The organism is Saccharothrix sp. CB00851 (genome assembly GCF_001905065.1).
In the GTDB taxonomy this organism is placed as follows: Bacteria; Actinomycetota; Actinomycetes; order Mycobacteriales; family Pseudonocardiaceae; genus Actinosynnema.
In genome coordinates this window covers 1-25,078 of sequence record NZ_LWLC01000019.1, presented here as the reverse complement: position 1 = coordinate 25,078, position 25,078 = coordinate 1, and the positions used below count along the sequence as shown (strand labels likewise).

18 protein-coding genes and 1 pseudogene are annotated in these 25,078 nt (G+C 73.0%); 12 read left to right on the top strand and 7 right to left on the bottom strand.

Going from position 1 to position 25,078, the window contains the following annotated elements; genetic code table 11:
• Positions 1–5: 5 nt before the first annotated feature.
• Positions 6–980: a GNAT family N-acetyltransferase gene (locus tag A6A25_RS19510; protein WP_073892070.1), complete on the top strand. Its 975-nt coding sequence runs from the start codon at positions 6–8 to the stop codon at positions 978–980.
• A 47-nt stretch (positions 981–1,027) separates the two neighbouring features.
• Here A6A25_RS19510 and A6A25_RS19505 read toward each other — a convergent pair whose 3' ends face one another.
• Positions 1,028–1,423, bottom strand: coding sequence for a RidA family protein (locus A6A25_RS19505; protein ID WP_073892069.1), 396 nt, complete (start codon positions 1,421–1,423; stop codon positions 1,028–1,030).
• A gap of 94 nt (positions 1,424–1,517) precedes the next feature.
• Here A6A25_RS19505 and A6A25_RS19500 point away from each other — a divergent pair, with 94 nt between their 5' ends.
• Entirely contained in the window at positions 1,518–2,489 is a 972-nt protein-coding gene (locus A6A25_RS19500) for a helix-turn-helix transcriptional regulator (RefSeq protein ID WP_073892067.1), read from the top strand.
• A 67-nt stretch (positions 2,490–2,556) separates the two neighbouring features.
• Positions 2,557–3,951: a BNR repeat-containing protein gene (locus A6A25_RS19495; protein ID WP_073892066.1), complete on the top strand. Its 1,395-nt coding sequence runs from the start codon at positions 2,557–2,559 to the stop codon at positions 3,949–3,951.
• A 51-nt stretch (positions 3,952–4,002) separates the two neighbouring features.
• Here A6A25_RS19495 and A6A25_RS43130 read toward each other — a convergent pair whose 3' ends face one another.
• Together A6A25_RS43130 and A6A25_RS19485 are read right to left on the bottom strand one after the other, a co-directional pair.
• Complete coding sequence (locus tag A6A25_RS43130; RefSeq protein ID WP_073892064.1) at positions 4,003–4,812, bottom strand: transglycosylase SLT domain-containing protein; 810 nt, start codon at positions 4,810–4,812, stop codon at positions 4,003–4,005.
• A gap of 249 nt (positions 4,813–5,061) precedes the next feature.
• Complete coding sequence (locus tag A6A25_RS19485; RefSeq protein ID WP_073892062.1) at positions 5,062–6,405, bottom strand: hypothetical protein; 1,344 nt, start codon at positions 6,403–6,405, stop codon at positions 5,062–5,064.
• A gap of 229 nt (positions 6,406–6,634) precedes the next feature.
• On the opposite strand from A6A25_RS19485, the gene A6A25_RS19480 reads away from it, so the two are divergent.
• Positions 6,635–9,364 (top strand): hypothetical protein, encoded by a 2,730-nt coding sequence (locus A6A25_RS19480; RefSeq protein ID WP_073892061.1) that lies wholly within the window; start codon positions 6,635–6,637, stop codon positions 9,362–9,364.
• Here A6A25_RS19480 and A6A25_RS19475 read toward each other — a convergent pair.
• Together A6A25_RS19475 and A6A25_RS19470 are read right to left on the bottom strand one after the other, a co-directional pair.
• A complete protein-coding gene (locus A6A25_RS19475) occupies positions 9,292–10,836 on the bottom strand; it encodes a bifunctional 3-(3-hydroxy-phenyl)propionate/3-hydroxycinnamic acid hydroxylase (RefSeq protein ID WP_083668470.1) in 1,545 nt (514 codons plus the stop codon). The two genes, A6A25_RS19480 and A6A25_RS19475, sit on opposite strands and share 73 nt — an antisense overlap.
• Positions 10,837–10,845: 9 nt before the next feature.
• Positions 10,846–13,830 (bottom strand): BTAD domain-containing putative transcriptional regulator, encoded by a 2,985-nt coding sequence (locus A6A25_RS19470; protein WP_241828800.1) that lies wholly within the window; start codon positions 13,828–13,830, stop codon positions 10,846–10,848.
• Between the two features lie 84 nt (positions 13,831–13,914).
• Here A6A25_RS19470 and A6A25_RS19465 point away from each other — a divergent pair, with 84 nt between their 5' ends.
• A complete protein-coding gene (locus A6A25_RS19465) occupies positions 13,915–14,472 on the top strand; it encodes a DUF6939 family protein (protein WP_073892059.1) in 558 nt (185 codons plus the stop codon).
• 76 nt (positions 14,473–14,548) lie between these two features.
• Here the strand turns inward: A6A25_RS19465 and A6A25_RS19460 are convergent.
• Both A6A25_RS19460 and A6A25_RS19455 read right to left on the bottom strand, forming a co-directional pair.
• Positions 14,549–14,791 (bottom strand): annotated as a pseudogene (locus tag A6A25_RS19460) (cyclase); the annotation flags it as partial.
• Between the two features lie 83 nt (positions 14,792–14,874).
• The gene (locus tag A6A25_RS19455; protein WP_073892058.1) at positions 14,875–15,504 is read right to left on the bottom strand and encodes a LysE family translocator; all 630 of its coding nucleotides are present in this window, start codon (positions 15,502–15,504) and stop codon (positions 14,875–14,877) included.
• Between the two features lie 167 nt (positions 15,505–15,671).
• Here A6A25_RS19455 and A6A25_RS19450 point away from each other — a divergent pair, with 167 nt between their 5' ends.
• The 7 genes from A6A25_RS19450 (at position 15,672) to A6A25_RS19420 (ending at position 24,286) form a co-directional block, all read left to right on the top strand.
• A complete protein-coding gene (locus A6A25_RS19450) occupies positions 15,672–16,877 on the top strand; it encodes an ROK family transcriptional regulator (RefSeq protein WP_073892056.1) in 1,206 nt (401 codons plus the stop codon).
• A 439-nt stretch (positions 16,878–17,316) separates the two neighbouring features.
• Positions 17,317–18,507 (top strand): ROK family transcriptional regulator, encoded by a 1,191-nt coding sequence (locus A6A25_RS19445; RefSeq protein WP_073892055.1) that lies wholly within the window; start codon positions 17,317–17,319, stop codon positions 18,505–18,507.
• On the top strand, positions 18,504–20,021 hold the full coding sequence (locus A6A25_RS19440; RefSeq protein WP_073892053.1) for a sugar ABC transporter ATP-binding protein: 1,518 nt from the start codon (positions 18,504–18,506) through the stop codon (positions 20,019–20,021). The genes A6A25_RS19445 and A6A25_RS19440 overlap by 4 nt, the downstream gene beginning before the upstream one ends.
• A complete protein-coding gene (locus tag A6A25_RS19435; protein WP_073892052.1) occupies positions 20,018–21,025 on the top strand; it encodes an ABC transporter permease in 1,008 nt (335 codons plus the stop codon). The genes A6A25_RS19440 and A6A25_RS19435 overlap by 4 nt, the downstream gene beginning before the upstream one ends.
• Before the next feature lie 42 nt (positions 21,026–21,067).
• Complete coding sequence (locus A6A25_RS19430) at positions 21,068–22,114, top strand: substrate-binding domain-containing protein (protein WP_073892050.1); 1,047 nt, start codon at positions 21,068–21,070, stop codon at positions 22,112–22,114.
• Positions 22,115–22,145: 31 nt separating this feature from the next.
• Entirely contained in the window at positions 22,146–23,285 is a 1,140-nt protein-coding gene (locus tag A6A25_RS19425) for a Gfo/Idh/MocA family protein (RefSeq protein WP_073892049.1), read from the top strand.
• Complete coding sequence (locus tag A6A25_RS19420; RefSeq protein ID WP_073892047.1) at positions 23,282–24,286, top strand: sugar phosphate isomerase/epimerase family protein; 1,005 nt, start codon at positions 23,282–23,284, stop codon at positions 24,284–24,286. Before A6A25_RS19425 ends, A6A25_RS19420 begins: the two co-directional genes overlap by 4 nt.
• The last annotated feature ends 792 nt before the right edge of the window (positions 24,287–25,078 follow it).

The following is a 25,078-nucleotide window of genomic DNA, read 5'->3' as shown; positions in this document are numbered from 1 at the left end:
CCCGCATGCCCGACCACTCCGGCTCCCTCACGTGGCGGCCACTCACCCGTGAGGACGCCCAAGCGTCGGCCGACCTCCTCAACGCCATCGAGGCCGTGGACCGGATCGGCGAGAACTACACCGCCGAGGACACGCTCCAGGAGCTGGTCGACCCCTACGCGGACCTGGAACGGGCCAGCCTCGCCGCGTTCGACGGCGACCGGATGGTCGGCTACATGAAGGTCCGCCACAAACCGGTCGCGCACGACGTCCACCGGGTGTTCCTGGACGGCGGCGTCCACCCCGACCACCGCCGCCGCGGTGTCGGTGCCGCGCTCGTGGACGCCGGGGTGGAGGCGGCGAAGGTGGTGCACACCCGGCACCACCCGGCTCTGAAGCTCGTGGTCGACGTGCACAAGGCCGAGCACATCGAGGGCTTGGCCGAGCTCGTCCGCTCCCGGGGTTTCGCGCCGGTGCGCTACTTCCAGCGCCTGGAACACCCGCTCGGTGACGCGCTCGGCGACGCGGTGATCCCCGAAGGGCTGCGGGTCGAGCCGTGGTCGGAGCGCAACGACGAGGACTTCCGGTCCGTCCGCAACGAGTCCTACCAGGACTACTGGGGCGCGGCGCCGATGCCGGTGGACTCCTGGCAGAACAAGATCACCAACCAGACGTTCCGGCCCGAGGCGAGCTTCCTGCTCCGCGACGCGGCGAACGGGGCTCCGGCGGGCGTGCTGGTGACCCTGTGCTGGGACGCCGACACCGAGGCCACCGGCATTCGCGACGCGCACTTCATGCTCGTCGGCACGGTCCGGGCCTACCGCGAGCGGGGCGTCGCCGGTGCGCTGGTCGGGCACGCGCTGCGGGCCGCCGCCGAGCAGGGCTACGACCGGGCGAGCGTGAGCGTGGACTCGGCGAGCCCGTCCGGCGCCTCCGGGATCTTCACGCGGGCAGGCTTCACGCCGACCATGCGGTACGTGCGCTGGGCGCTGGACGTGTGACCCGCCGCCCGTGCCGGTGTCGACCGGCACGAGCGGCGGACATCGGATCACGCCACCGCGGTGCCCTCCAGTTCGACCATCAGGCTGGGGATCGCCAGCCGCGTCACGCCGAGCACTGTGGTGGCCGGTGCGACCCCGGCGGCGGCCAACCGGCCCGCGAGCACGCCGTAGTGCTGGAACAGCGCGTCGACGTCGGTGGTGTAGACGGTGAGCCGGACGAGGTTCGCCGGCGACATGCCCGCCTCGCCGAGCACCGCCTCCAGGTTGTCCAGGCTCAGTGCCAACTGCGCCCCCAGGTCACCGTCGTGCTGAGGCTTGCCGTCGCCGCTCATCGCGGCCTGCCCGGCGCAGTACAGGGTCCGGCTGTGCCCGGAGACGATCTCACCCTGGTTGTACCCCAGCTCCACCGACCACGGCCACGGGTTGACCGCCGTTCGCTCCACAGCCACATCAGCTCCATTCAGGTTCTTCGACAGTGCGGCCAGCCTCGCAACGAATCACGACATCCTTTGTCGTGTATTCCGGTAGCGTTTCGGCATGCGCGCCGACCGGTTGGTCTCGCTCGTGCTGCTGCTGCGCCGACGAGGTCAGCTGTCGGCGGCCACGATCGCCCGCGAGCTGGAGGTGTCCACGCGCACCGTGCTGCGTGACATCGAGGCGCTGTCCGCGGCGGGCGTCCCGGTCTACGCCGAACGCGGCAGGCACGGCGGCTTTGCGTTGCTGCCCGGTTTCCGGACCGAGCTCACCGGCCTGAACCACGACGAGGCGCTCGCCCTGCTGATCGCCGGATCACGGCGCGGCGCGCAGGCGTTCGGCCTCGGCTCGGCACTCGCCTCGGCCATGCTCAAGGTGGTCGACGCGCTGCCCGAGAGCTACCGGGAGACCGCGGCGGGCGCGGCGCAGCGGCTGCTCATCGACCCGGAGACCGACCTGCTCTCGCGCCGCGTGGTCGCCGACGAGGTGCCCGACGATGTGGTGGCCGAGATCCGGCGCGCGGTACTGGCCGGGCACAAGCTGCGCCTGCACTACGCGGCGGCGGGCCAAGCCCCGCAGTGGCGCACGGTCGACCCGATCGGCCTGGTCACCGTGCGCGACCAGGGTTACCTGCTGGCCACCAGGTCCGGCGCGGACCGCACCTACCGGCTGTCCCGGGTGCTGGCCGCCGAGGAACTCGACGAGCCCGCGCAGCGACCGGACCGGGTCGACCTGGACCTGGCCTGGCAGGAACGCGGCACGCGGTTCCGGGCGGGCGGCGACCAGGTCGCGGTGCTGGTGCGGGTGAACCCGGCGCGGCGGGAGGACCTGGTGGGCACCGCGCTCGCCGTCCTCGCCGAGGAGACCGACGCGGACGGCTGGCTGCGGCTGGAGGTCACCTTCCAAGACCCGCGCCACGCCGAGTGGGCGCTGTGGCGGCTCGCCACGAACGCCGAAGCCCTGGAGCCGCAGTGGTTGCGCACCTCGCTGCGCGACCGCGCGGCGGCCGTCGCCGACCGCTACCGGCCGTTGTGAAACGTTTCAGCACTGTGTCAGAGTCGTGGTCCGCCGTCGACACCGACTACGAACCCCGAGGTCTTCGATGAGGAAGGCACCGCTCGCGGCGGCCGTCGTGCTGGCCGCGTCCCTGGCCCAACCCGGTGTCGCGCACGCCGCGCCGGGCGTCACGCTGTTGTCCGACACGCTGCTCGACCAGTCGGCGCTGTACTTCGTGTCCTACGACGGCCTGGTCAACAACAACGCGTTCCAGGACGCGCTGATCACCTACAACGGCCACCAGTACGCGGCCTGGTACACGTCCACCCGCCACGCCGTGGTGGCGCGGCGGGCGTTGGGCGGCAGCTGGGAGAAGGCCGTGCTGCCGCACCAGCTGAGCGCCAACGACTCGCACAACGTGATCTCGCTGGGCGTCTCACCGCAGGACGGCACCCTGCACGTCGCGATGGACACGCACAACACGCGGCTGTACTACGCGAAGTCGGTGGCGGGGTTGGTGTCGCAGCCCGGTGCGCACCGCTGGTCGCCGTCGGTGTTCGGTGCCGTGCAGCGGACCCTGGGCGGCGTCGAGCTGGGGAACATGACCTACCCGCAGTTCGTCGTCACGCCGGAGGGCGCGCTGCAGTTCAGCTACCGCACCGGCGGGTCGGGCAACGGTGTGAACGAACTGGCCGAGTACACCGGCGGCACGTGGCGGCGGTTGGGCGCCTGGTCGTCCGCCACGGGCAACTACCGCGGGCCGAACGGCGTCGTGTCCACGACCCGCAACATGTACCTGCACGGCCTCACCTACGACCGGCGCGGACGGCTGCACGCGGCGTTCACCTGGCGCGAGGGCAACGCGGGCGTGCTGTGCAGCTCCGGCGGCCTCACCAACCACGACACCGGTTACGTCTACAGCGACGACCGCGGCCGGACGTGGCGCAACGCGGCAGGCGCGGTCGTCGGTACCACCGGTGGCACCAGGGTGTCGGTCACGTCGCCGGGGCTGGTCGCCGACCCGCTGGACCCGAACCACGGGCTGATGAACCAGGAGGGCCAGAACGCGGACTCGGCGGGCACGCCGCACGTGGTGATCAGCTACGTGCCGGGCCGGTTCACGCAGTGCGTCTCGAACTACGCGCAGCAGCGCACCCAGTACGGCCGGACGTTCCACGTCGTGCGCAACGCGAACGGCACGTGGACCAAGCGGGAGGTGCCCGTGGCGCCGGGCAGCACCCAGCGGACCAAGCTCGTCTTCGACCGCGCCGACAACGCCTACCTGGTGATGCCGCGCGGCCGGATCGTGTCGGCGAGCAAGGCCAGCGGCTGGACCGACTGGACCCTGGTGTTCGACCGCCCGTCGATGAACGCGTTCGGCGAGGTCAACGTCGACACGTCCCGGCTGGCGGTGGACGGCGTCCTGTCGTTGCAGTACCAGCAGCGCTCCAGCGGCACGACACCGTCGCCGATCCGGGTCGCCGACTTCCGCCTGGGCTGACCGCGGGGCCACGGGGGTCTTCCGCCCGGGGGACCCCCGTGGCCGCGAGGCTCAGTAGCCGACGTAGCCGGTGCCGTTGTTGATGCCGACCAGGCCGGGGTGCCTGGCGAAGCCGCCGTAGCGCGCGTAGGTGTAGCGGACGCCCGCGATGATGTTGTCGACCGGCGCGTAGATGTCGTTGTAACCGGGGAGCTTGTAGGTCTGGAACGTCGGGTCGATGCACTGCATCAGGCCCTTGGACGGTGTGCCGCGGGCGGCGTTGGAGTCCCAGGTGTTCACGGCGTTGGGGTTGCCGTTGGACTCCTTGATGATGATCGTGTAGATCTCGTCGACGCTGCTCTCGTCGATCGCCGTGCCGTTGGCGGCCAGGACGCCGATCGCCTCGCGGATCCAGCCCTCGATCTGGCGCTGCTTCGGGGGCTTGCGCGCCTCCTCGGCCTCGCGCGCCTCTCGCGCCGCCTGCTCCTCGGCCGCCTTGCGCGCCGCGTAGCCGTCCTGCGCGATGCCGCTGGCCTGGTTGAACGTGTGCAGCGCGGCCAGTTGCTCCTGGCGGATGATCCGGGCGGTCTCCGAGCCCAGGTCGACCGCGTGCACGGTCTGGACCTTGCCGGTCCGGGCCGCCTCGTCCGGCACGCCGCCGAGGTCGGCGCCACCGGCGACGGGGCTGAACGTCCCGGTCATCGCGTGGGCCGCCGCGCCGGCGCCGGAGACGATGCCCACGGCCACCGCCACACCGGCGATGCGTCGGGGGAGGACCCGCTCCGACTCGGCGCGGTGAGCGCCCTTGTAGCCGGGCGGCGGCGGGGGTACCTGGAACGTGGTCTGCCCACGTTTGTTCTTGTGACGGACGTGCCGAGCCAAGGGTGCAGCCTCCTGCGGTCGGGGAACTCCGTCACCGGACCTGGCGGGGGATCCAGGTGGACGTGGGCCGTATCGGGGGATGTCGGGCCCGTGTCCCTTCGGTGATGGAACCGTGATCTGCGGCCGAGAACGTAACCGTTCGTGTTTTGCGGAGGCAAGGCATGGGCGTTAATGGGTGACGCTCGTCACGTTTGTCCCTCGTGGCGACTACTGTGCGTCCACGCAACCACACGATCGGGTGCAATACGGCTACGGACGCGGATACGGCCCGGCCTCGAACGGCGTGAACGCGGGCCGCACCGCCACGTCGGAGCCCGTCAGCGGGTTGGCGGTCAGCTGCCGTTCCGGTCCGAGCCCGGCCGCCGCGGCGTTCATCGCGGCCACGTCGGCGGTCGGCCACCGGCCCGTCCCGATCCGCTCGAACAAGGTCCGGAACGCGACGATCTCCTCGGCCGCGCTGAACCGGCAGTGCCCGGCCCGGTCGACGGTGTACTGGCGCAGCCGCTCCGGCTGGCGCACCCGGGCCGCGTACGCCGACCCGTTCGACGCGGGCAGCAGGCCGTCACCGGCGTTGTGCACGGTCAGCACCGGCCACGGCGTGCGCCCCACCGGCAGGCTGGTCCGCGCCAGGTACACCACGGCCCGCGGCTCGGGCGCGACCCTCGGCGCGGCGGCCAGCCGGTCCAGGTCCGCCTCCAGGTCGAGTCCGGCCGCCGCGTACGCCCGGGTCACCAGCGCGCGTTCGTCGGACCGGCCCAGCACCCGCCGGTAGTCGACGCCGACGTTCCCGCTCGGGTTGCCGCCCGCCCACCGCTCCAGGTCCGCCCGCGCGGGTCCGGCGGCCCAGGCGCGGAAGTGCCGCAGCCAGACCGCGGCCCAGTCGACCTGCTCGTCCACCGACGCCGGGCGCGGCGCGGTCGGGTCGAACCAGCCGGGCACGTCGGCCAGCGCCGCCGCCAGCGCGAGCCGCGGCCGGGCCGCCGGGTCACCCGCGGCCGTCGTGATCGCCTCGACCAGCCGTGCCTGGTTGGCCGCCGGGTCCGCCGCCCGCACCAGGTCGACGTCCACGTCCAGCAGCACCGACAGGGCGAACACCACGTCGAGCCCGGAGTTCCAGTACGCCGCGCCGCCCGCCGTCGCGCCGCACAGCGACAGCACGCCGTCGAACCGCCCGGGGTTGCGCTCGGCCAGCACCAGCGACGTGGCGCCGCCGATCGACTCACCTGCCGAGATCGTCCGCCGGGGCGTGCCGACCTCGCGCCCGAACCAGTCGAGCAACCTGATCTGGTCGCGCAACCCGTCTTCGGCCGACCAGCCGACCGGCGTGCGGAACAGGGACGCGCCCAACGCGTACCCGTGCGACAACAGGTACGCCTCGGTCTCGGGCCGGTCGGTCAACGCGATCCGGTCGGGTGGCGAGCCGTACGCGCCGTGGCTCCACAGCACGAGCGTCCCGTTCCACCGGTCCGGCACCATCACCCGGTACCGCGCGCCGTCGATCTCGCCCTCGTACCGCCGGACACCGCTCGCCGCCGCGGGTGCGGCGACCAACCCCATCAGCACCACCACGAGCAGAACCCCGAACCTGCGCATGACGACCTTCTTAACGCTGCGGCGTGCGCGGTGGTCCGGTTTCGCGCCCTTCCGCGCCGTTCCGCCCAACGTCGAACGGCCGAACGGCCGGACGCGGACCCGCAAGAGTGCGGTGACGTGGGGAAATAGCGGCGAAAGCGCCCGAAGCGGACCGTCCGGGCGGTTACAGTCGCCCCGTCCCCGCGTCCCGCCGGTGCGGGTGCGACGAGGCTGGCCCGCGAGGAGTCCGGTGGCCGAACACGGTGCAGGGGAACGCTCGTCGTCGGTCGAGGTCGTGGACGAGCTGGTGAAGCTCCTGCAGGAGCTGACCGAACGGCCGCGGTTCGGCGAGCTGCCGGGCCGCCGGTCGGGCGCGCGGGCCGGTGGCGACCGGGGCATCCCGCTGGTCTGCCTGGTCCGCGGCACGCAGGCGACCGGTCTGCTGCAGGCCCTGCAGGCGCACCTGCGCGGCGCCCACCCCGGCCGCGTGCCGCACGCCTACCACCGGTTCCCGGAACCGGACGCGGACCTGCCCGAGCCCGGCACGGTGGAAGCCGTCGGGTCGGTGCTGGTGCACGTCGCCCGCGAACTGGCCCACGGCGCGAACGACCGCTACGGGCGGCACGAGTTCCGCCGCTTCGAGCTCGTCTACTGGCTGATGAACCAGCGCCTGGACGGCACCGACCCGGAGTCGGCCGCGACCCTGCTGACCCGATTGCGGGAGCGGGACCTGGGGCGCCGCAGCGGTGACGACCTGAAGGACGTGCTGGACGACGCCGCCGGCACCGCGCCGTGGTGGGTGCGGCTGGTGGTGCGGCTCGCGCCGTCCTTCCTGTTCCGGGCGAAGCTGCGCGGGCTCGTGCCGGGCAGCGAGTACCGGTGGCTGCTCCGCCAGCCCTACCTCGCGCCGCACGACCCGGGCACGTTCATCGGCTTCGCCGAGCGGTTGACCTCCGCGCTGGTGCCCGGCCAGAGCGCCGAGCCGCGCGAGGACACCGGCCAGCTGGCGAAGCTGCTGGTCAACGCGTTCCTGGAGGACGTGCGCCGCGCCTATCGGCGGTCGTGGTGGCGGATCAGGTCGGCCCGCCGCACGGTGTACCCGGTCGTGCTGCTGGACGGCATCCGCCGCGACAACGGCGGCTACGCCCTGCTGAAGATCATCAACGACGTCCGCAACGACACCGGCGCGTTCGACCCGCTGGTGATCATCTCCGGCAGCGCCAAGGTGCCGCCGGACGCGGAGACCGCCGCCGAGCGCGAACCGGCGCCGGTGAGCCAGGCGAGCCACGCCTACGAGACGTGGGCGCGCAAGCTGGCCACGGACAGCCGGGCGCGCCGTCCCACCGCGTGGTTCCTGCCGCTGCGGGTGCCGGACGTGACCGTGGTGCGCGGTGAGGTGCCGCCCACGGCCACGCTGTCGGTGCGGCAGGCACCGATCTGGTCGCGCACGTCGGTGCTCGCGGTGGTGGTGCTGCTCCTGCTCGGGGCGGTGGCCACGGTCGGCTACCGGCACGTGGCGGACGTGGTCGCCGCGAACGACCGGTGGCGGTTCGAGCACTGCGGGCTGGACCGGGACAACCCCGACGCGCACACGCTGCGCCGGATCGGCGACGACTGCGTGGGCGTCACCACGGGTCCCGTGCCGCTGTTCGGCGAGGCCGACGGTGAGGACCTCCAGCGCTTCAACCGGGTCCAGCAGCTGATCGTGGACCAGAACCGGCGGGTGCTGGAGGCGCACGCGCGCGACCGCGGCCGCCCCTACGCGACGGTCGTGTACGTGTCGGCGATGGGCACGGCCCGGGACGCGCTGGCCAGCAACACCGCCCGGCTGGTCGGCGTCGCGGCCCGGCAGGCGCGGCTGCTCGACCGCACCGACTCCGACGACCCGCTGATCCGGGTCCTGCTGAGCAACGCGGGCTCGGCGATGCGGCACGGAGGAGTGGTGGCCGAGGTGCTCGGGTCGATGCTGGAGCGGGACAAGAGCATCGTCGGCGTGCTCGGCATGGCGTTGAGCAGCACGCCGACCAGGGACACGATCACCGCGCTGGGGAAGGTCGGCCTGCCGGTGGTCGCCGCGACGCTGTCGGACGACGAGATGCCCACCGCGTCCCGGATGTACTTCCAGGTCTCGCCGACCAACGACCGGCAGGCGATGGTCGCGGCCCGGCACGTGCGCGCGAACCACCCCGGCCGCGGCGGCGTGGTGATCGTGCACTCCAGCGACGAGCAGGACTCCTACTCGGCCAACCTGCGGCTGGACGTGGCCGCGCGGTTCGCCGAACTGGGGCTGCGGGTGCGCGAGCAGCCGTACCAGCCGGTGTCGGCCGGGCAGGGCTCCGACGCCAGGCGGCTCGGCCAGTCGCTGTGCGACGTCGGTGACGACGAGGTGGTGTTCTTCGCCGGGCGGCCCGCGGACTTCGGCAAGCTGATGGACGGCCTGAGCGCCGGGTGCAAGGGCGACCCGCCCGTGCTGCTGGCCGGCGACGACATCGCCCGCTACGCCGCAGACGACACCTTGCGCGGCCAGCACCCGGAGATCCCGTTCGAGTACGTGTCGTTCGCGATCGGCGCCCAGGGCTGCGCGGCGGCGACGGAGATGCACCAGGCGTTGCGCCACCTCGTGCCGGAGGAGTGCGAGGGTGGCGCGAACCCGTCGCTGGACGGCCACGCGGCGCTCACCTACGACGCGCTGTACCTGTTCGTGCACGCCATGATCCAGCTCGGGGACATCCCGGTGTCGCCCGGCCACGTCTGGAAGGAGATGAGCGACATCGGCGGCGAGCGGGCGCTGTCGGGTGAGAGCGGTGTGATCGACTTCGGGGACGGCCAGGTCCCGATCGACAAGTTCCTGGCCGTGCTCGGGGTGACCGACGGCGAGCCGCCCACCGTGCTGGCCTCGTGCGGCGACTACCCGAACCGCGATGACCTCGACCTCCGCCGCGCGCCGTGGTGCCCCACCACCCCACGCCGCAGCGAGTAGACGAACCGGTCCGGGCGCAGCACCGCCACGTCCGTGCCGTGCCGGGCGAACCACGCCGTCAACGTGCCGTCCACGTCGACCACGGACGTCACCTCGGCGGTGTCGTCGGCCGCGGTCCGCAGAACCCGCACGAACCGGGCGGGCGGTCCCTGCCAGGCCGTCGCCGTCGCCCGGTCCACCCCCGGTCCGATCACGGTGAACTCGACGCCCAGCACCGAGTCCAGCGGCTGGGGCGTCGCCGACCCCGGCAACGTCACCCTGGGCTGCGGGAACATCGTGCCGACCGCGCCGCGCCGCCTCCCGCCCGCCAGCACGCCCCGGCGCAGGGCGGGCAGCGGCTTGAACTCGAAGTGCCGCACGAAGCGCCGCACCCGAGGGACGGTCTGCACGGCCCGCAGCACGGCGTCCCGCACGGCTGCGGCGAACCGGTCGCGCACCAGGAACACCCGGCCGAGCCGCACGCTGGTCCGCGCCATCTCCTCGACGTGCGGTCGGCGTTCGGTCTCGTAGCTGTCCAGCAGCGACTCGTCGGCCCGGCCGCCCAGCACGAGGCCCAGCTTCCAGGTCAGGTTCGCCGCGTCCCGCAACCCGCTGCACAGGCCCTGGCCCAGGAACGGCGGCATCTGGTGGGCCGCGTCACCGAGCAGGAACACCCGCCCGGACCGCCACCGCGACGCGACCAGGTGGTGGAAGGTGTAGACGGTCGCCCTCGTCACCGTGAACCGCGCCGGGTCGACGTACGGCGCGACGAGCCGCGCGATGGTGTCCGGCCGGGTCATCTCCTCGGCCGTCTCGCCCGGCCGGAGCATGAACTCCAGCCGGTAGCCGTCGAACGCGCCGGGCGACACGAACGCCGGACGACGCCAGTCGCACACGAACCGCGTGGTCGGCACCCGGACCGCCCCGGGCTCCAGCGTGCCCGACACGGCCAGCCACGGCTCGGCGTAGGACGACCCGGCCAGCTCGATCCCGGCCGCCGCACGCGTCGTGCTGCGAGCGCCGTCGCACCCCAGCACGTAACGCGCGTGCACGGCCTCCGTCACGCCGGTCCGCAGGTCGCGCACCACCACGTCGTCACCCAGCTCGACCAGTTCGACGCCGGTCCGCAGCACCACGTGCGGGAACCGGTCCAGGCCCGCCCGCAGCACCGCCTCCAGCCGCGGCTGGTCGAAGAAGTGCAGCGGGCCCGCGCCCAGCCCGAAGTCGACCTCGTCCAGGGCGATCGTGGCGAACGGCCTGCCTTTCGCGTCCACGTACTCGGCGGTCGAGGGCCGGTGCAGGTCACGGGCCACCGCGAGACCGGCCTGCTGGTAGATCCGCAGCGCCTCGTCGTCGCACGAGAACGCCCGCGGCTGCCCGTGCGGCCCGGTGGCCCGTTCCACGACCAGCGTGCGGACACCGTGCAGGCCGAGCAGGTTCGCGGTCACCGCACCGACAGGGCCGCAACCGACAACTACGACGTCGAACTCCATGCGCCCATGTCAGCGGTCGGCTGTGGAATCCGTGTGGAGGTCGGTCTCCACACCGGCTGCCGCACGGGCCGACAGCAGGTAGGCGCCCTGTGCGGTGGCGAGTTCGACGGCTGCGGCGAGTTCGGCCGCGTCACCCCGGGCCGTGCCGCGGACCCGGTGCAATTCGGCCGCGAGCACCGTTTCCCCGCTGGCTTCGGCCAGCGCCAGGCCCTCGTCGGCCAGCCGCTCCGCCTCGGCGTTCTGCCCGGCGACCAGGTAGGCGTCGGCCATCGCGGCGGTGGTGATCGTGCGGGTCGACCGCAGCCCGAGCCGGTAGATCGCGTCACCGGCGGCCCGCATCGCCGTCAGCCGGCCCACGTCGCCACCGCGCACCGCCGCCCACTCGGCCACGAAGTCGCCGGTCGTCACGAAGTGCCGCATGCCCTGCCGCTCGCCGGTCTCCCGGCAGCGCCGGGCCGCGGCACGTCCCAGCGCGACGTCGTGCTCCTGCAGCGCCAGCCACGCGGTGAACAGCGCGGCGTTGGCCCGGCCGTACGGGTCGTCGGCACGTTCGGCGAGGTCGAGGGCGGCGGCCAGGTCGGCTCGGGCCGCGGTGCCGTCACCTCGCAGGGACCTCACCAGGGCGCGGAAGTTGTACGGGGCGAGCGTGGGCGTGCGGCCCGCCTGGCCGACGAGCTGCCGCGGGTCGAGGTCGCGCAGCCGGGCGACGGCCGTGCTCAGGTCGGCGTCGGCCGCGGCGAGGTGGCCGGTGAAGTAGCCGACCACGCCGAGCAGGTAGTGGCCGGCGGCGGAGATCAGGCCGTCGCCCGCCGTCAGCTGTCGGGCCAGGTCGGTGGCGATGGCGAACTCCGCCCGGTTGCAGGCCAGCTCGCCGAGCGTCCACAGCGCGGGCCGCGGGTCGGTGTCGACGTGGGGGAGCAGCGCCCTGGCCCGGGCGGCGGCCCGGTCGACGGCGTCGCTGCCGACGCCGACGGTGATCTGGAGCAGCGCGGTGCGGCGCAGGTGCACGTCCAGCTCACGTGCCGGCTGCCCGGCCAACAGCGCGGCGGCCCGGTCGAGGTGGGCCAACGCGTCCTCGTAGGCCAGCCGGTGGGTGGCGTCCTCGGCGGCGCGCAACGTCCACCGCAGGTGGTCGTCACCGTGGCCGAGGCCCACCGCCTGCCCGTAGTGGTAAGCCAGCTCCGCCGGGGTTAGCACGTCGGCGCCGGCGTCGGCCAAGCGGGCGTGCAGCGCGGCGCGTCGCGGCGGGGCCAGGTCGGCGTAGGCCGCCTGGGCGAACAGCGGGTGCCGGAACCGCACCACACCGGGACCGGCCCCGACCACCAGGTGGGCCGCGTGCGGGTGCGCGAGGAGGTCCGTGACGGCCGTACCGGACGCCTGCGCGAGCACGCGGAGGTCCAGGTCGCGCCCGGCGACGCAGAGCAGGTCCAGGCAGTCGCGGGTGGTGTCGTCGAGCGCGTTCAGCCGCACCCGGACGGTGTCCCGCACGCTCGGCGGCGGCTCTCCCTCGGCCGGGTCGGGTGAGGCGAGCAGCTCGGTGATGAAGAACGGGTTGCCGCCGGTCCGCTCGACCAGCCCCGTCACCAGGTGCGGTGAGGGGTCGGTCCCCGTCCGACCGCGCACCAGCTCGGCGACGGCGTCCGCGTCCAGACCGGCGGGGCGCAGCTGCCGGAACCCGGGTGCGCGGGCGAGGTCGGCGAGCGTGGCGACCAGGTCGGGGTCGTGCTCGTAGGGGCGGAGCGTGAGCACGACCAGCGTCCGTCCGGTGTGGACGGTGGTGGCGAGGGAGCGCAGCAGCAGCAACGAGTCCCGGTCGGCGGCGTGCAGGTCGTCCAGCACGACGACCAGCCCGGCCGGTGCGGCGACGGCGCGCACCAGGTCGGCGACGGCCTCGTAGGTGCGGAAGCGGGCCGCCTGGTCGACTCCGGACTCGGCCGGCGGCCCGTCGGCGAACCCGGCCAGCGCCGGCGTGCGGGCGGCGTCACCGGCCTGCGGCAGGGCCACCAGGGCGCGCACCACCTGCGCCCACAGCCAGAACGGCGGCGCCTGGCCCAGGTCGGGGCAGCGGCCCCAGACGACCGGGACGCCCGCGGCCGTCGCGCGGTCGTCCACGGCGCGGGCCAGGCTGGTCTTGCCGATGCCCGCCTCGCCGACGAGGGCGGCCACCCGTCCGGTCCGGCGTGCGGCGGTGAGCAGGTCCTGCAGCGCGGTCAGCTCACCCGGCCGCCCGACGAGCCCGTGGCCGGGCGCCGCGGGTGCCGGCACGTCGTGGTCGAGGATCCGGCGGTGCAGGTCGCGCAGCTCGGCGCCGGGTTCGACGCCGTACTCGTCGGCGAGCACGCGCCGGCCCTCGGTGTAGGCGGCGAGCGCGTCAGCCTGCCGCCCGGCCCGGTAGAGGGCCAGCATGAGCTGCGCGCGGGCGTGCTCCCGGCCGGGGTGGGCGGTCACGAACCGGCGCAGCTCCGGCACCACGTCCCGGCCGGTCGCGACGGCGGCGGCGAACCGCCCTTCCTCCGCCGCGAGCCTCGACTCGACCAGCCGTGCCACGTCGGGCCGGACGGCGACCACGTCGACCGGGTCACCGCGCCACAGGGCCAGCGCGTCGGTGTAGAGGCGTTCGGCGGTCGCCGGGTCACCGGCCGCGGCGGCCCGCCGCAGGAGGTCGGTGAACCGGACGAAGTCGATCGCCTCCGGCGGCACCCGCAACCGGTAGCCGCCGGGGTGGTTGCGCAGCAGTTCGCCCGACGACCGCGCCCGCCGGTCCGGCTCCAGGGCACGCCGCAGCCCGGCCACGTACGTGCGGAGGGTGACCTCGGCGCTGGCGGGCGGTCGACCGTCCCACAGGGCGTCGGCCAGCCAGTCGGCGGTCAGGGCCTGGTTGTGACGCAACAGGAGCACCGCCAGCAACCGCTGCTGCTGCGGCCCGCCCACCGCGACCGGTTCGCCGTCACGCGTCACGCGCAGCGGCCCCAGGACCTCGAACCGCAACGGCACTACCCCCAGGCTCGGTGAGGCCGCAGTTTATCGGGATTGTCGGACCTCCCTGGCACGATCGCGGTGTCGAGAAGGGGGTTGGCGATGGCGGTGCACGTGGCGAGCAGGCGGCGGGGTGCGGCGTGGCTCGCGAAGACGTACCCGGGTGCGTTCGTGGTGGACGTGACGTCGAAGGGACCGCGGCCGTGGGTGCGGCTGAGCCCGTTCTACCCGCACGGCGGCATCCCCGTGCCGTTCACGCCCGGCGTCACGGCGCAGTCGGTGGAGGGTGTCTGGCAGGCGCTGAAGGTCTTCGAGGGCGCGGACGTCGACCCGGCGAAGTTGGACGTGACGACCATGGCGGGGTTGAAGCGCACGGTCCGGCGGTTCGGCCCGGTGCGCGGCCACCGCGCCGGGTTGGCCGGTGATCGGCTCCTGTCGTACGAGGACGCGCGGCGGACCATCTACTTGCCCACGTACCGCTGGGTCCTGGAGCACCGGGCGGCGGAGGAGGTGGCCGGGCTCGCCGAGTTGAGCGGGCAGGGGGACGTGGTGCTGCTCGACTACACGACGAACGGTGACGTGACCGACCTGGCGACACCGCTGTCGCACGCGGCCTTGATCGCCGCGTATCTGGAGGACGCTCGGGTGGACGCGCGCTGACGCCTGCCCGGCACGCGCCGCCGGGCAAGGACCACCGGCCCGTCCACGGTGGACGGGCCGGTGGTGGGTGCTGTGATCAGCCGATCGTGGTGGTGGTGATCACCGGGTTGGGGTTGGGGTAGCAGCGGGTCGGTACGTTGATGTTGCCCAGGAACGAGGCGACGACAGCGGTGAACGTGAGACCGGGGTCGCTGTAGCTCGTGCCGTGCAGCTTGGTCTGGATGGTGCCGGACTGGGCGGCCTTGAGCCGGACGGTGACCGTCGGCAGCTCGAACGTCGCGCCGCCGTTGATCGGTCCGCTCGCGGAGAGGGTGCCCATGGCGCCGCCGGTCGGGTGATTATGTGTTACCCCCGGTTACCCCAACGTTTCGGGCACGTTTCCCGGCCGGGCGGCGCTCGCGATCAGCGCTCCACGGCCAGTCGGACGCCGAGCCCGATGAACACGCCGCCGGTGGCGACGTCGATCCGGCGGCGGGCGGCGTGCCTGCGGCGCAACCAGCCGCCGATCCGGCCGGCCAGCACGCCGACCGTGCCGTCCACGACGAACTCCAGCACGATCAGGATCGCGCCGAGGATGGCGAACTGGAGCCACACCCGGCCGAGGTCCGGGTTGATGAACTGCGGCAGGAACGCGATCGTGAAGGTGACCATCTTCGGGTTGAGCAGGTTGGTCGCCATCCCGGTGAGGAAGGCGCGGCGGCCGGACATGCCGCCGGTCACCGCCTCGCCGACCACGGTGCGCCCGCGGTGGCGGATGGCCTGCACGCCCAGGTACACCAGGTAGGCCGCGCCGATCGTGCGGACCACCGTGAACGCCACCGGCACCGCGGCGAACAACGCGGCCAGGCCCGCCGCCGCGACGATGACGTGGACGGCCTCGCTCGTCGCCACGCCCGCCGTGGCCAGCAGCCCGGCCCGCGGCCCGCCGCGCATCCCGCAGCCGAGGACGAACAGCATGTCGGGACCGGGGGTGATCATCGCGACGATGGTGGTCAGCGTGAACAGGACGAGCAGGTGGTGGTCGATCGGCATGCCCGGATGCAACCACCCGGTGCGTGGGCCGCGCTCGTGAATTCCCGGTGACCGGGACCGGGCCGGGACCGGGGTCGGGGCCGGGTCGGGACCGGGGTCGGGGCCGGGTCGGGTTCGCTGGGAGTGCGAGCGCGCTGCGCTGTGCACCCTGGCCGTAAATTGGTGCCATGAGCAGCGCGACGGGCAGCGGCCAGCAGCCGCGGGTGGTTTCCGGCAGGCAGTCGGAGCTGCTGGGCCTGCTCCGCGACGAGGGCGCGATGTCCCGGGTCGCGCTGGGCGAGCGGTTGGAGTTGCCGCGGGCCAAGCTGACCGCCGAGCTGGCCAGGCTGGTGGACGTCGGTCTGGTGCAGGTCGGCGGACCGGCGGCCAGCCGGGGCGGTCGGCGGTCGACGCTCGTCCACCTGGCCGACGACCTGCGCGTGCTCGGCGTGGACGTGGGCGCGACGTCGGTGACGGTCGCCGTCACCGACGGCCGCTGCGAGGTGCTGGAGAGCCGCAGCGAGGAGTGCGACGTCCGCAGCGGACCGGCGCAGGTGCTGAGCCGGGTCGCCGAACTGGCCGACGTCGTCTACGCCAAGGCGCCGGGCCGGTTGATCGGCGCGGGCATCGGCCTGCCGGGTCCGGTGAGCTTCCGCGACGGCATGCCGGTCGCACCTCCGATCATGCCCGGCTGGGACCGCTACCCCGTGCGCGACGAGTTGGCGGGGCGGTGGGGCTGCCCGGTGACGGTGGACAACGACGTGAACGCGATGGCGTTGGGCGAGCGGCACGCGGGAGTGGCCCGGTCGCTGGAGGATCTGATCTTCGTCAAGGTCGGCACCGGCATCGGCTGCGGGATCGTGCTCGGTGGCAAGGTCTACCGGGGCGTGGCGGGCACCGCCGGCGACATCGGGCACATCAGGTTGGACGACTTCGGCCCGGCGTGCGCGTGCGGCGAGGTCGGGTGCCTGGAGGCGTACTTCGGCGGTTCGGCGCTGGCCCGTGACGCCACGACGCTGGCGCGCAGCGGCCGGTCCGTCGCGCTGGCCACCGCGTTGCACGACAAGGGCGTGCTGACCGCCGAGGACGTCGGCACCGCCGCCGCGGCGGGCGACTTCGCGGCGGCGAACCTGGTGCGGGAGGGCGGCAGGCGGTTGGGGCACGTGGTCGCGTCGCTGGTCAGCTTCCTCAACCCGGGCATGGTGGTCATCGGCGGTGGCGTGTCGCGGTTGGGGCACTCGCTGTTGGCCGAGGTGCGCAGTGCGGTGTACCGGCGTTCGCTGCCGTTGGCGACGGGCAACCTGCCCATCGTGTTGTCGGAGTTGGGTGACTTGGCGGGCGTGACGGGTGCGGCCTGGTCGGCGACCGATCGGGCGTTCTCGCCGGCGGGCTGATCCACCTGGTCCGGTGACCATGGTGGTCCTGGCTGGGCGTCTGTGGTTTCTTCCGGCTCGATTTGACATGGGGCCCTTACGGGCACTCCAGGCAGGCCGAAGCCGGGCAGGCCTGGCGGGAAAAGCGTCCGCCAAGCCTGCCCGGCTTCGACCAGCCTAAAGCACCCGAACCCATGTCAAATCGAGCCTCGGTGGGCGGGTTCCGGGTCCGTCGTGGGCGCGCTGTGGGTCCGTCGTGGGTGCGGTGAGCGCGGGCTGTGGTCGGTCGGGGTTGCGAGCTTCCGTCGAAAGTGAGCGGACTTTTGCAACGAGCTGACAAAAGTCGGCCGAAGTTCTTGTCAGGTCGTGCGGCGAACTGTCAGGATCGGCCGCAACTCACCCCGGAACGTGAGTTGGACCACCTCGTTCGATCGACTCCCTCGACGAAGTCGGAGCCACGATGCAGGCGCAGACCGAAGGCAGGCGCGGGGCGAACCTCGCCCTCCTCCTGCGCACGCTCCGCGCCCGTGGCCCGCTGTCGCGTGCCCAGCTGGCGGCGGGTTCCGGTCTGTCGAAAGCCACGGTCGCCCCGCTCCTGGCGGACCTCGAACGACGTGGCCTGACCGAACGCGCGGGCACCACGACGACGCAGGGCAGGCCGGGGCAGTTGGTCCAGTTGCGTCCCGGGGCGGTCTGCGGCATCGGGTTGGACGTGCGCCCCGGCCACCTCGGCGCGACGGTCACCGACCTGACCGGCGAAGTGCATCTGCGCCGGCAGACCAGCTGTGACACCAGCGCGCCCGAGCACGCCCTGGACCGGCTCGCCGACCTGACCCGCCGTGCCCTCGAAGACGTGCCGGAGGCCGACTGGGCCGGTGTCACGGTGGCGATCCCCGGCCAGGCCGACCGCGTGACCGGCGCCGCCACCGCCGAACGGCTGCGTTGGCGTGAAGTGGCGGTGGTGGACGGGTTGGCGGCGCGGACCGGTCTGCCCATCGGCCGGCTCGGCATCGACACCGACGCCAACCTCGCCGCCCGCGCCGAGCACGACAGCGACCCGGTGGACGACCTCGTCTACCTGACCGGTGACCACAGCGTCGCGGCGGGCGTGATCGCCAACGGCACGCTGGTGCGCGGTGCGGACAACCGCGCGGGCGAGGTGGGCCACATGGTGCTCGACCCGCTCGGTAGCACGTCCTGCGCCTGCGGCCGGCGTGGGTGCTGGGAGACGCAGGTGGGGCTGGACGCGTTCCTGCACGCCTGCGCGCCGCGTCACGACCAGGTGCACGACCCGGAACTGGCGCCCGGTGAACGCATGACGATCCTGCGCACCCGCGCCGAACGCGGTGACGCCCGCACCCTCGACGCGCTGCACCGCACGGCCGCTGCCCTGGCGTCCGGCCTCTCCATCCTGGCGACCCTGCTCAACCCGCAGAAGATCGTGCTCGGCGGCTACTTCGCCGCCCTGCAGGACTGGCTGGTCGCGCCGCAGCGGCACGGGCGGACGCGGGTCAGCGCGTCCACGCTGGGGTTCACCGCGGGCGGCAAGGGTGCGGCGCTGGCCGCGTTGCGCCGGGTGCTCGACGACCCGACCGTCGTGCCCGTCAAAGCGCCCAAGGCGGGCGGTTCACACGAAGGGGCCTCGGCATGACCCTGCTCCGGATGGCCGGCATCGGCAAGACGTTCCCGGGCGTGCGCGCGTTGGACCAGGTGGACCTGGAGGTCGCCGAGGGCGAGGTGCACTGCCTGCTCGGCCAGAACGGCGCGGGGAAGTCCACCCTGATCAAGGTGCTCGCCGGCGCGCACCAGCCCGACGAAGGCGAGATCACGTGGCGTGGTGAGAGGACCGCGCTGCCGTCGCCGGTGGCCGCGTTGCGGCGGGGCATCGCCACCATGTACCAGGAGCTGGACCTGGTGCCGGACGTCTCGGTGGCGGAGAACGTGTTCCTCGGCCACGAGCCGACCCGGTTCGGCTTCACCCGCCGCCGCGCGGCCCGAGACCTCACCAGGACGTTGATGGCACGCCTGGGCCACCCCGAGATCAGCCCCGACCGCGAGGTGGGCCGGCTGTCCGCCGCCGGTCAGCAGCTGGTGTCGATGGCACGCGCCCTGGCGCACGACGCCCGGCTCATCGTGATGGACGAGCCGACCGCCGCCCTGGCCGCGGACGAGGTGGACAACCTGTTCCGCATCGTCGGCGAGCTCACCAAGGACGGTGTCGCCGTCCTCTACATCTCGCACCGCCTCGAAGAGATCCGCCGCATCGGCAGCCGCGTCACCGTGCTCAAGGACGGCCGCACGGTCGCCGCGAACCTCCCGGCCGACACCCCGACCGCCGACCTGGTCGACCTGATGTCCGGCCGCAAGGTGGAGACGGTCTTCCCGCACCGCGAAGCGTCCACCGTGGACGTCACGCGGGAGGTCCTGACGGTCACCGGGCTGACCCGCAAGGGCGAGTTCCACGACGTCGGCTTCCACGTGCACGCCGGGGAGGTCCTGGGCATCGCGGGCCTGGTCGGCGCGGGCCGCAGCGAGATCCTGGAGACGGTGTTCGGCGCGCGCAAACCGGACGCCGGGCACATCGCGGTGGACGGGAAACCGGTCCGGCCGGGCAGCGTCGTCGCCGCCGTCAAAGCGGGCATCGGGCTGGCACCGGAGGAGCGCAAGGCACAGGGCCTGCTGCTGGACCTGACGGTCGCGCACAACGTGACGCTGTCCAGCCTCTCGGCCTACAGCCGCGCCGGCTTCCTGGACCGCGCCCGCGAGCTGAAGGACTCCAAGGCCACCCTGGAACGGCTCGACCTGCGGCCCGCCGACCCGAGACGGCTCGTCGCCGAGTTCTCCGGCGGCAACCAGCAGAAGGCCGTCGTGGCGCGCTGGCTGGTCCGGGGCTGCAAGGTGCTGCTCCTGGACGAGCCGACGCGCGGCGTGGACGTCGGCGCCCGCGCCGAGCTGTACCGGGTGATCCACGAGCTGGCCGCGGCCGGCGTCGCGGTCGTGCTGGTGTCCAGCGAGGTCGCCGAGGTGCTCGGCCTCGCCGACCGCGTGCTGGTGCTGCGCGACGGCGAGGTGATCGCGGACCGGCGGGCCGACGAGCTCACCGAATCCGCCGTGTTGGACATGGTGATGGCGGGCAGCGCCGTCACCGAAGAGGAGGCGTCGTGACCGAGACGAGGGTCGTCGACCCCGAGACCGCCGCACCGGGGGAGCCGCGCAAGCATCGGCGCAACCTCGACCTGAGGCTGACCGGGCTGCTCGGCGTGCTGGTGGTGCTGTGCGTCGTCGGCTACGCCACCCGACCGGACAGCTTCCTCACCGAGGCCAACATCTCCACCATGCTGCGGCTGGCCGCGGCGATCGGCGTGGTCAGCGTCGGCATGACGTTCGTGATCATCAGCGGCGGCATCGACCTGTCCGTCGGCTCGATCGTGGCGCTGGCGGGCGTGTGGATGACGACCGTGGCCACCCAGTCCTACGGGCCGGTGGTCATGGTGCTGTGCGCGCTGCTGGTCGGCCTGGGCTGCGGACTGGTCAACGGGCTGCTCATCTCCTACGGCAGGATAGTGCCGTTCATCGCCACCCTCGCCATGTACGCGTCGGCGAAGGGCCTGGCCGAACGGCTCTCCGGCCGCCGCACCCAGGTCGTCACCGAAACCGGGTTCACCACGTTTTTCCGCGGTGACATCCTCGGCATCCCGGTGCTGATCTGGACGCTGGCCGCGGTGTTCGCGGTCGGCTGGGTGCTGCTCAACCGCACCACGTTCGGCCGCCGCACGTTCGCCGTCGGCGGCAACGCCGAAGCCGCCCGCCTGGCCGGCATCGACGTCCGCAGGCACACCGCGCTCGTCTACGGCCTCGCCGGCCTGTGCTGCGGCATCGCCGCGCTCATGGTCGTCGCCCGCACCACCTCCGGCGCGTCCACCAACGGCATGTTCTACGAGTTGGACGCGATCGCCGCGGTCGTCATCGGCGGCACGCTGCTCAGCGGCGGCCGGGGCTCGCTGATCGGCACGCTCATCGGCGTCCTCATCTTCACCGTGGTGGGCAACATCTTCACCCAGAACAACCTCGACACCGACATCCAGAACATCGCCAAGGGCGTGATCATCGTCGCCGCGGTGCTCCTCCAGCGCACCACCGCCCGCCGCCGCGGCGCGCACACCACCTGACGTCCACACCATCCCCCGACACACACCGCCCGGGAGTCAGCCATGCCTTCACTCGACCGCCGCCGCTTCCTCTGGGGAACCACCGCCGTCGGCACCGCCGCCCTGCTGGCCGGCTGCACGTCCAACGAGTCCGCCAACTCCGCGCCGAACGCCGTCGCGGGCGGCTCCGGCCAGAACAGCCAGCCCGGCAAGCAGGTCACCATCGGCTTCTCCGCGCCCGCCGCCGACCACGGCTGGATGGCCGCGATGACCAAGAACGCCAAGGCGCAGGCCGACGAGTTCTCCGACGTCACGTTCAAGGCCACCGAGGGCACCAACGACGTCAACCAGCAGATCGCCCAGGTCGAGACGCTGATCAACGACAAGGTCGACGTGCTGGTGGTGCTGCCGTTCGACGGCAAGGCGCTCACCGAGGTCGGCCGCCAGGCCATGGACGCGGGCATCCCGGTCATCAACCTCGACCGCGTCTTCGACACCCCGCTCGCCTACCGGCTGTGGATCGGCGGCGACAACTACCGCATGGGCGTCAACGCGGGCGAGTACATCGTCGCCCAGATGAAGGCCAAGAACATCTCGAACCCGATCATCGGCGAGGTCGCGGGCATCGACTCGCTGCCGCTGACCCAGGAACGCAGCCAGGGCTTCAAGGACGCCCTGGGCAAGGCGGGCTTCTCCGTCGGCCCGCGCGTCTCGGCGCAGTTCACCTCCGAGTCCGGCGAGCAGCAGACGGCCAACCTGCTCCAGTCCGCGCCCAAGCTGGACGCCCTGTGGAACCACGACGACGACCAGGGCATCGGCGTGATGGCGGCCATCGACAGCGCCGGCCGCAAGGAGTTCGTCATGGTCGGCGGCGCCGGCTCGCGCAACATGATGGACCTGATCAAGGCCGACACCGGCGTGGTCAAGGCCACCGTCCTCTACAGCCCGTCGATGGCGTCCTCGGCGATCGCCCTGGCCCGCCTGCTCGGCCAGGCCAAGGGCATCGGCGACATGGCCGAGCACGACATCCCCGCGTCCATCACCACCTACTCCGCCGTGGTGACCAAGGAGAACGTCGACCAGTACCTCGACGTCGGCTTCGACTCCTGACCTGGTTCGACACTGCTGTGAAAGGCTGCTGATGACGGAAGAGATCGGCGTGGGCATGGTCGGCCACGCGTTCATGGGCGCGGTGCACTCGCACGCCTGGCGCAGCGTCCACCGGTTCTTCGACGTGCCCCTGACGCCCCGGCTGGCCGCGCTCGGCGGCCGAGACGCGGTGCGCACCAAGGAAGCCGCGACCAAGTACGGCTGGGCGGCCGTGGAGACCGACTGGCGCGCGCTCGTCGCCCGGGACGACGTCCACCTCGTCGACATCTGCACCCCCGGCGACACGCACGCCGAGATCGCGCTCGCCGCGCTCGCCGCCGGCAAGCACGTGCTGTGCGAGAAGCCGCTGGCCAACACGGTCGCCGAAGCCGAGGCGATGGCCGCCGCGGCGGACGAGGCCGCCGCCCGCGGTGTCCGGTCGATGGTCGCGTTCAACTACCGGCGGGTGCCCGCGATCGCGCTGGCCCGCAGGCTGGTCGAGGAGGGCCGGATCGGCGAGGTCCGGCACGTGCGCGCGGTGTACCTGCAGGACTGGCTGTCCGACCCGGCGTCGCCGATGACGTGGCGGCTGCGCAAGGAGAAGGCCGGTTCCGGCGCGTTGGGCGACCTCGGCGCGCACATCGTGGACGCCGCCCAGTACGTCACCGGCGACCTGATCACCGGCGTCAGCGCCGCCACCGAGACGTTCGTCCGCTCGCGCCCCGACGGTGACGGCGTCGGCGAGGTGACCGTGGACGACGCTGCCGTGTTCCTGGCCCGCTTCTCGTCCGGCGCGCTGGGCACGTTCGAGGCGACCCGGTACGCGCTGGGGCGCAAGAACGCGATGCGGCTGGAGGTCAACGGCACGCGCGGCAGCCTGGCGTTCGACTTCGAGTCGATGAACGAGCTGTCGGTGTTCTCGGCCGACGACGGCTCGGCGGCCGGGTTCCGGCGGATCCTGGTGACCGAGGCCGATCACCCGTACGTGGGCGCGTGGTGGCCGCCGGGTCACCTGCTCGGCTACGAGCACACGTTCACGCACGAGGTGGCGGACTTCCTGACGGCCATCGGCGGCGGTGCCGACCCGGCGCCGAGCTTCGCCGACGGGCTGCGGGTGCAGCGGGTGCTGGCGGCGGTGGAGGAGAGTGCCGGGCAGCAGTCGACGTGGACGACGATTGGAGATTCCCGATGAGCCGACCGGTCACGTTGTTCACCGGCCAGTGGGCCGACCTGCCGTTCGAGGAGGTGTGCCGGCTCGCGTCCGGGTGGGGTTACGACGGGCTGGAGATCGCCTGCTCCGGTGACCACTTCGAGGTCGACAAGGCGTTGGCGGACGACGACTACGTGCCCGCCAAGCGTGCGATGCTCAAGCAGTACGGGCTGGAGGTGTTCGCGATCTCCAACCACCTGGTCGGGCAGGCGGTGTGCGACGACCCGATCGACTTCCGGCACCAGGCGATCCTGCCCGCGCGGGTCTGGGGTGACGGCTCGCCGGAGGGTGTGCGTCAGCGTGCGGCCGCGGAGATGGCCGACACGGCGCGGGCGGCGGCGCGGTTGGGCGTGGATGTCGTCGTCGGGTTCACCGGGTCCTCGACCTGGAAGTACGTGGCGATGTTCCCGCCCGTGTCGCAGGCCGTGATCGACGAGGGCTACGCCGACTTCGCGCGGCGGTGGAACCCGATCCTGGACGTGTTCGACGAGGTCGGGGTGCGGTTCGCGCACGAGGTGCACCCGTCGGAGATCGCGTACGACTACTGGACGACCCGCAAGGCGCTGGACGCGGTGGGCAACCGTCCCGCGTTCGGCCTGAACTGGGACCCGTCGCACTTCGTCTGGCAGGACCTCGACCCGGTGGGTTTCATCCTCGACTTCGCCGACCGGATCTACCACGTCGACTGCAAGGACACCAAGAAGCGCTTCGACGGCCGCAACGGACGTCTCGGCTCCCACCTGGCCTGGGCCGACCCGCGCCGCGGCTGGGACTTCGTCTCGACCGGCCACGGTGATGTGCCGTGGGAGGAATCGTTCCGCGCCCTGAACGCCATCGGCTACCGCGGTCCGATCTCGGTGGAGTGGGAGGACGCCGGGATGGACCGGCTGCGCGGGGCGGAGGAGGCCGTCGGCTTCATCCGACGACACCTGTTCGACCCACCGGCGGCATCCTTCGACGCCGCTTTCAGCACGGGCGAGTGAACCCCCGCCGGCGCCCACCCACCAGCGGGCGCCGGCCCCACCCAACCCCCATACTGACAACTCCCGCAGGGGCCCACCGGAAACACGATCGGGTGATCATCGCCCGAAAATGTACGGAAACACCGTTACCGCCCCTCGGTTGCAACATGAGGAACCGCGACCACCCACACCCCCCGCACCGCCACCCCACCCCGACCCCGATCACCACCCAGCCCACCGCCACCACTCACCTCCCGGCCCCGGCTCACACCGCCGCCGGGCTGACACCGCCGGGCTGCCGCCGCCACCGAGCTCACACCACCGCGCGGCCTGCCGCCGCCCGGTCCGCCGCCACTTGGTCCGCCGCCGGGGCCCGGCCCCGCCACTGCCCGGCCTGCCGTCGCCCAGTCCACCGCCACCTGGTCCATCGCCCTCTCGGTCCACCGCAGCCCAGCTGACTCCCGCGTGGACCGCCGCCGCCGTCGATCCGCCGTGTCGACCGCAGCGCCCGTGGCCACAGCGCATACCCGGCCCGCCGAGAGCACCCTGTCCCGACCGCCACCGCTCCCGCCGCCGGCTTGGCCCTAGCCGATACCCGGCCCGCCGCCCGCACCGCACCTGCCGCCGTCGGCCGGCCACGTCGGCCGCCGTGCCGGTCGCCACAGCCCTCACCCGGCCCGCTGTCCGCACCGCCCCCGCTGCCGGTCCCGTCGTGTCGCTGCCGGCACCGCGCCCGCACCGCGCCCGCTGCCGGCACCGCGCGCGCCGCTGCCCGCACCGCGCCCGCTGCCGGCACCGCGCGCGCCGCTGCCC

What these genes read in the sequence shown, in the direction of transcription:
- A6A25_RS19510 (WP_073892070.1), top strand. Translation starts at nt 6, where the DNA reads ATGCCCGACCACTCCGGCTCCCTCACGTGGCGGCCACTCACCCGTGAG.
- A6A25_RS19500 (WP_073892067.1), top strand. Translation starts at nt 1,518, where the DNA reads ATGCGCGCCGACCGGTTGGTCTCGCTCGTGCTGCTGCTGCGCCGACGA.
- A6A25_RS19495 (WP_073892066.1), top strand. Translation starts at nt 2,557, where the DNA reads ATGAGGAAGGCACCGCTCGCGGCGGCCGTCGTGCTGGCCGCGTCCCTG.
- A6A25_RS19485 (WP_073892062.1), bottom strand. Translation starts at nt 6,405, where the DNA reads ATGCGCAGGTTCGGGGTTCTGCTCGTGGTGGTGCTGATGGGGTTGGTC.
- A6A25_RS19475 (WP_083668470.1), bottom strand. Translation starts at nt 10,836, where the DNA reads ATGGAGTTCGACGTCGTAGTTGTCGGTTGCGGCCCTGTCGGTGCGGTG.
- A6A25_RS19465 (WP_073892059.1), top strand. Translation starts at nt 13,915, where the DNA reads ATGGCGGTGCACGTGGCGAGCAGGCGGCGGGGTGCGGCGTGGCTCGCG.
- A6A25_RS19455 (WP_073892058.1), bottom strand. Translation starts at nt 15,504, where the DNA reads ATGCCGATCGACCACCACCTGCTCGTCCTGTTCACGCTGACCACCATC.
- A6A25_RS19450 (WP_073892056.1), top strand. Translation starts at nt 15,672, where the DNA reads ATGAGCAGCGCGACGGGCAGCGGCCAGCAGCCGCGGGTGGTTTCCGGC.
- A6A25_RS19445 (WP_073892055.1), top strand. Translation starts at nt 17,317, where the DNA reads ATGCAGGCGCAGACCGAAGGCAGGCGCGGGGCGAACCTCGCCCTCCTC.
- A6A25_RS19440 (WP_073892053.1), top strand. Translation starts at nt 18,504, where the DNA reads ATGACCCTGCTCCGGATGGCCGGCATCGGCAAGACGTTCCCGGGCGTG.
- A6A25_RS19430 (WP_073892050.1), top strand. Translation starts at nt 21,068, where the DNA reads ATGCCTTCACTCGACCGCCGCCGCTTCCTCTGGGGAACCACCGCCGTC.
- A6A25_RS19425 (WP_073892049.1), top strand. Translation starts at nt 22,146, where the DNA reads ATGACGGAAGAGATCGGCGTGGGCATGGTCGGCCACGCGTTCATGGGC.
- A6A25_RS19420 (WP_073892047.1), top strand. Translation starts at nt 23,282, where the DNA reads ATGAGCCGACCGGTCACGTTGTTCACCGGCCAGTGGGCCGACCTGCCG.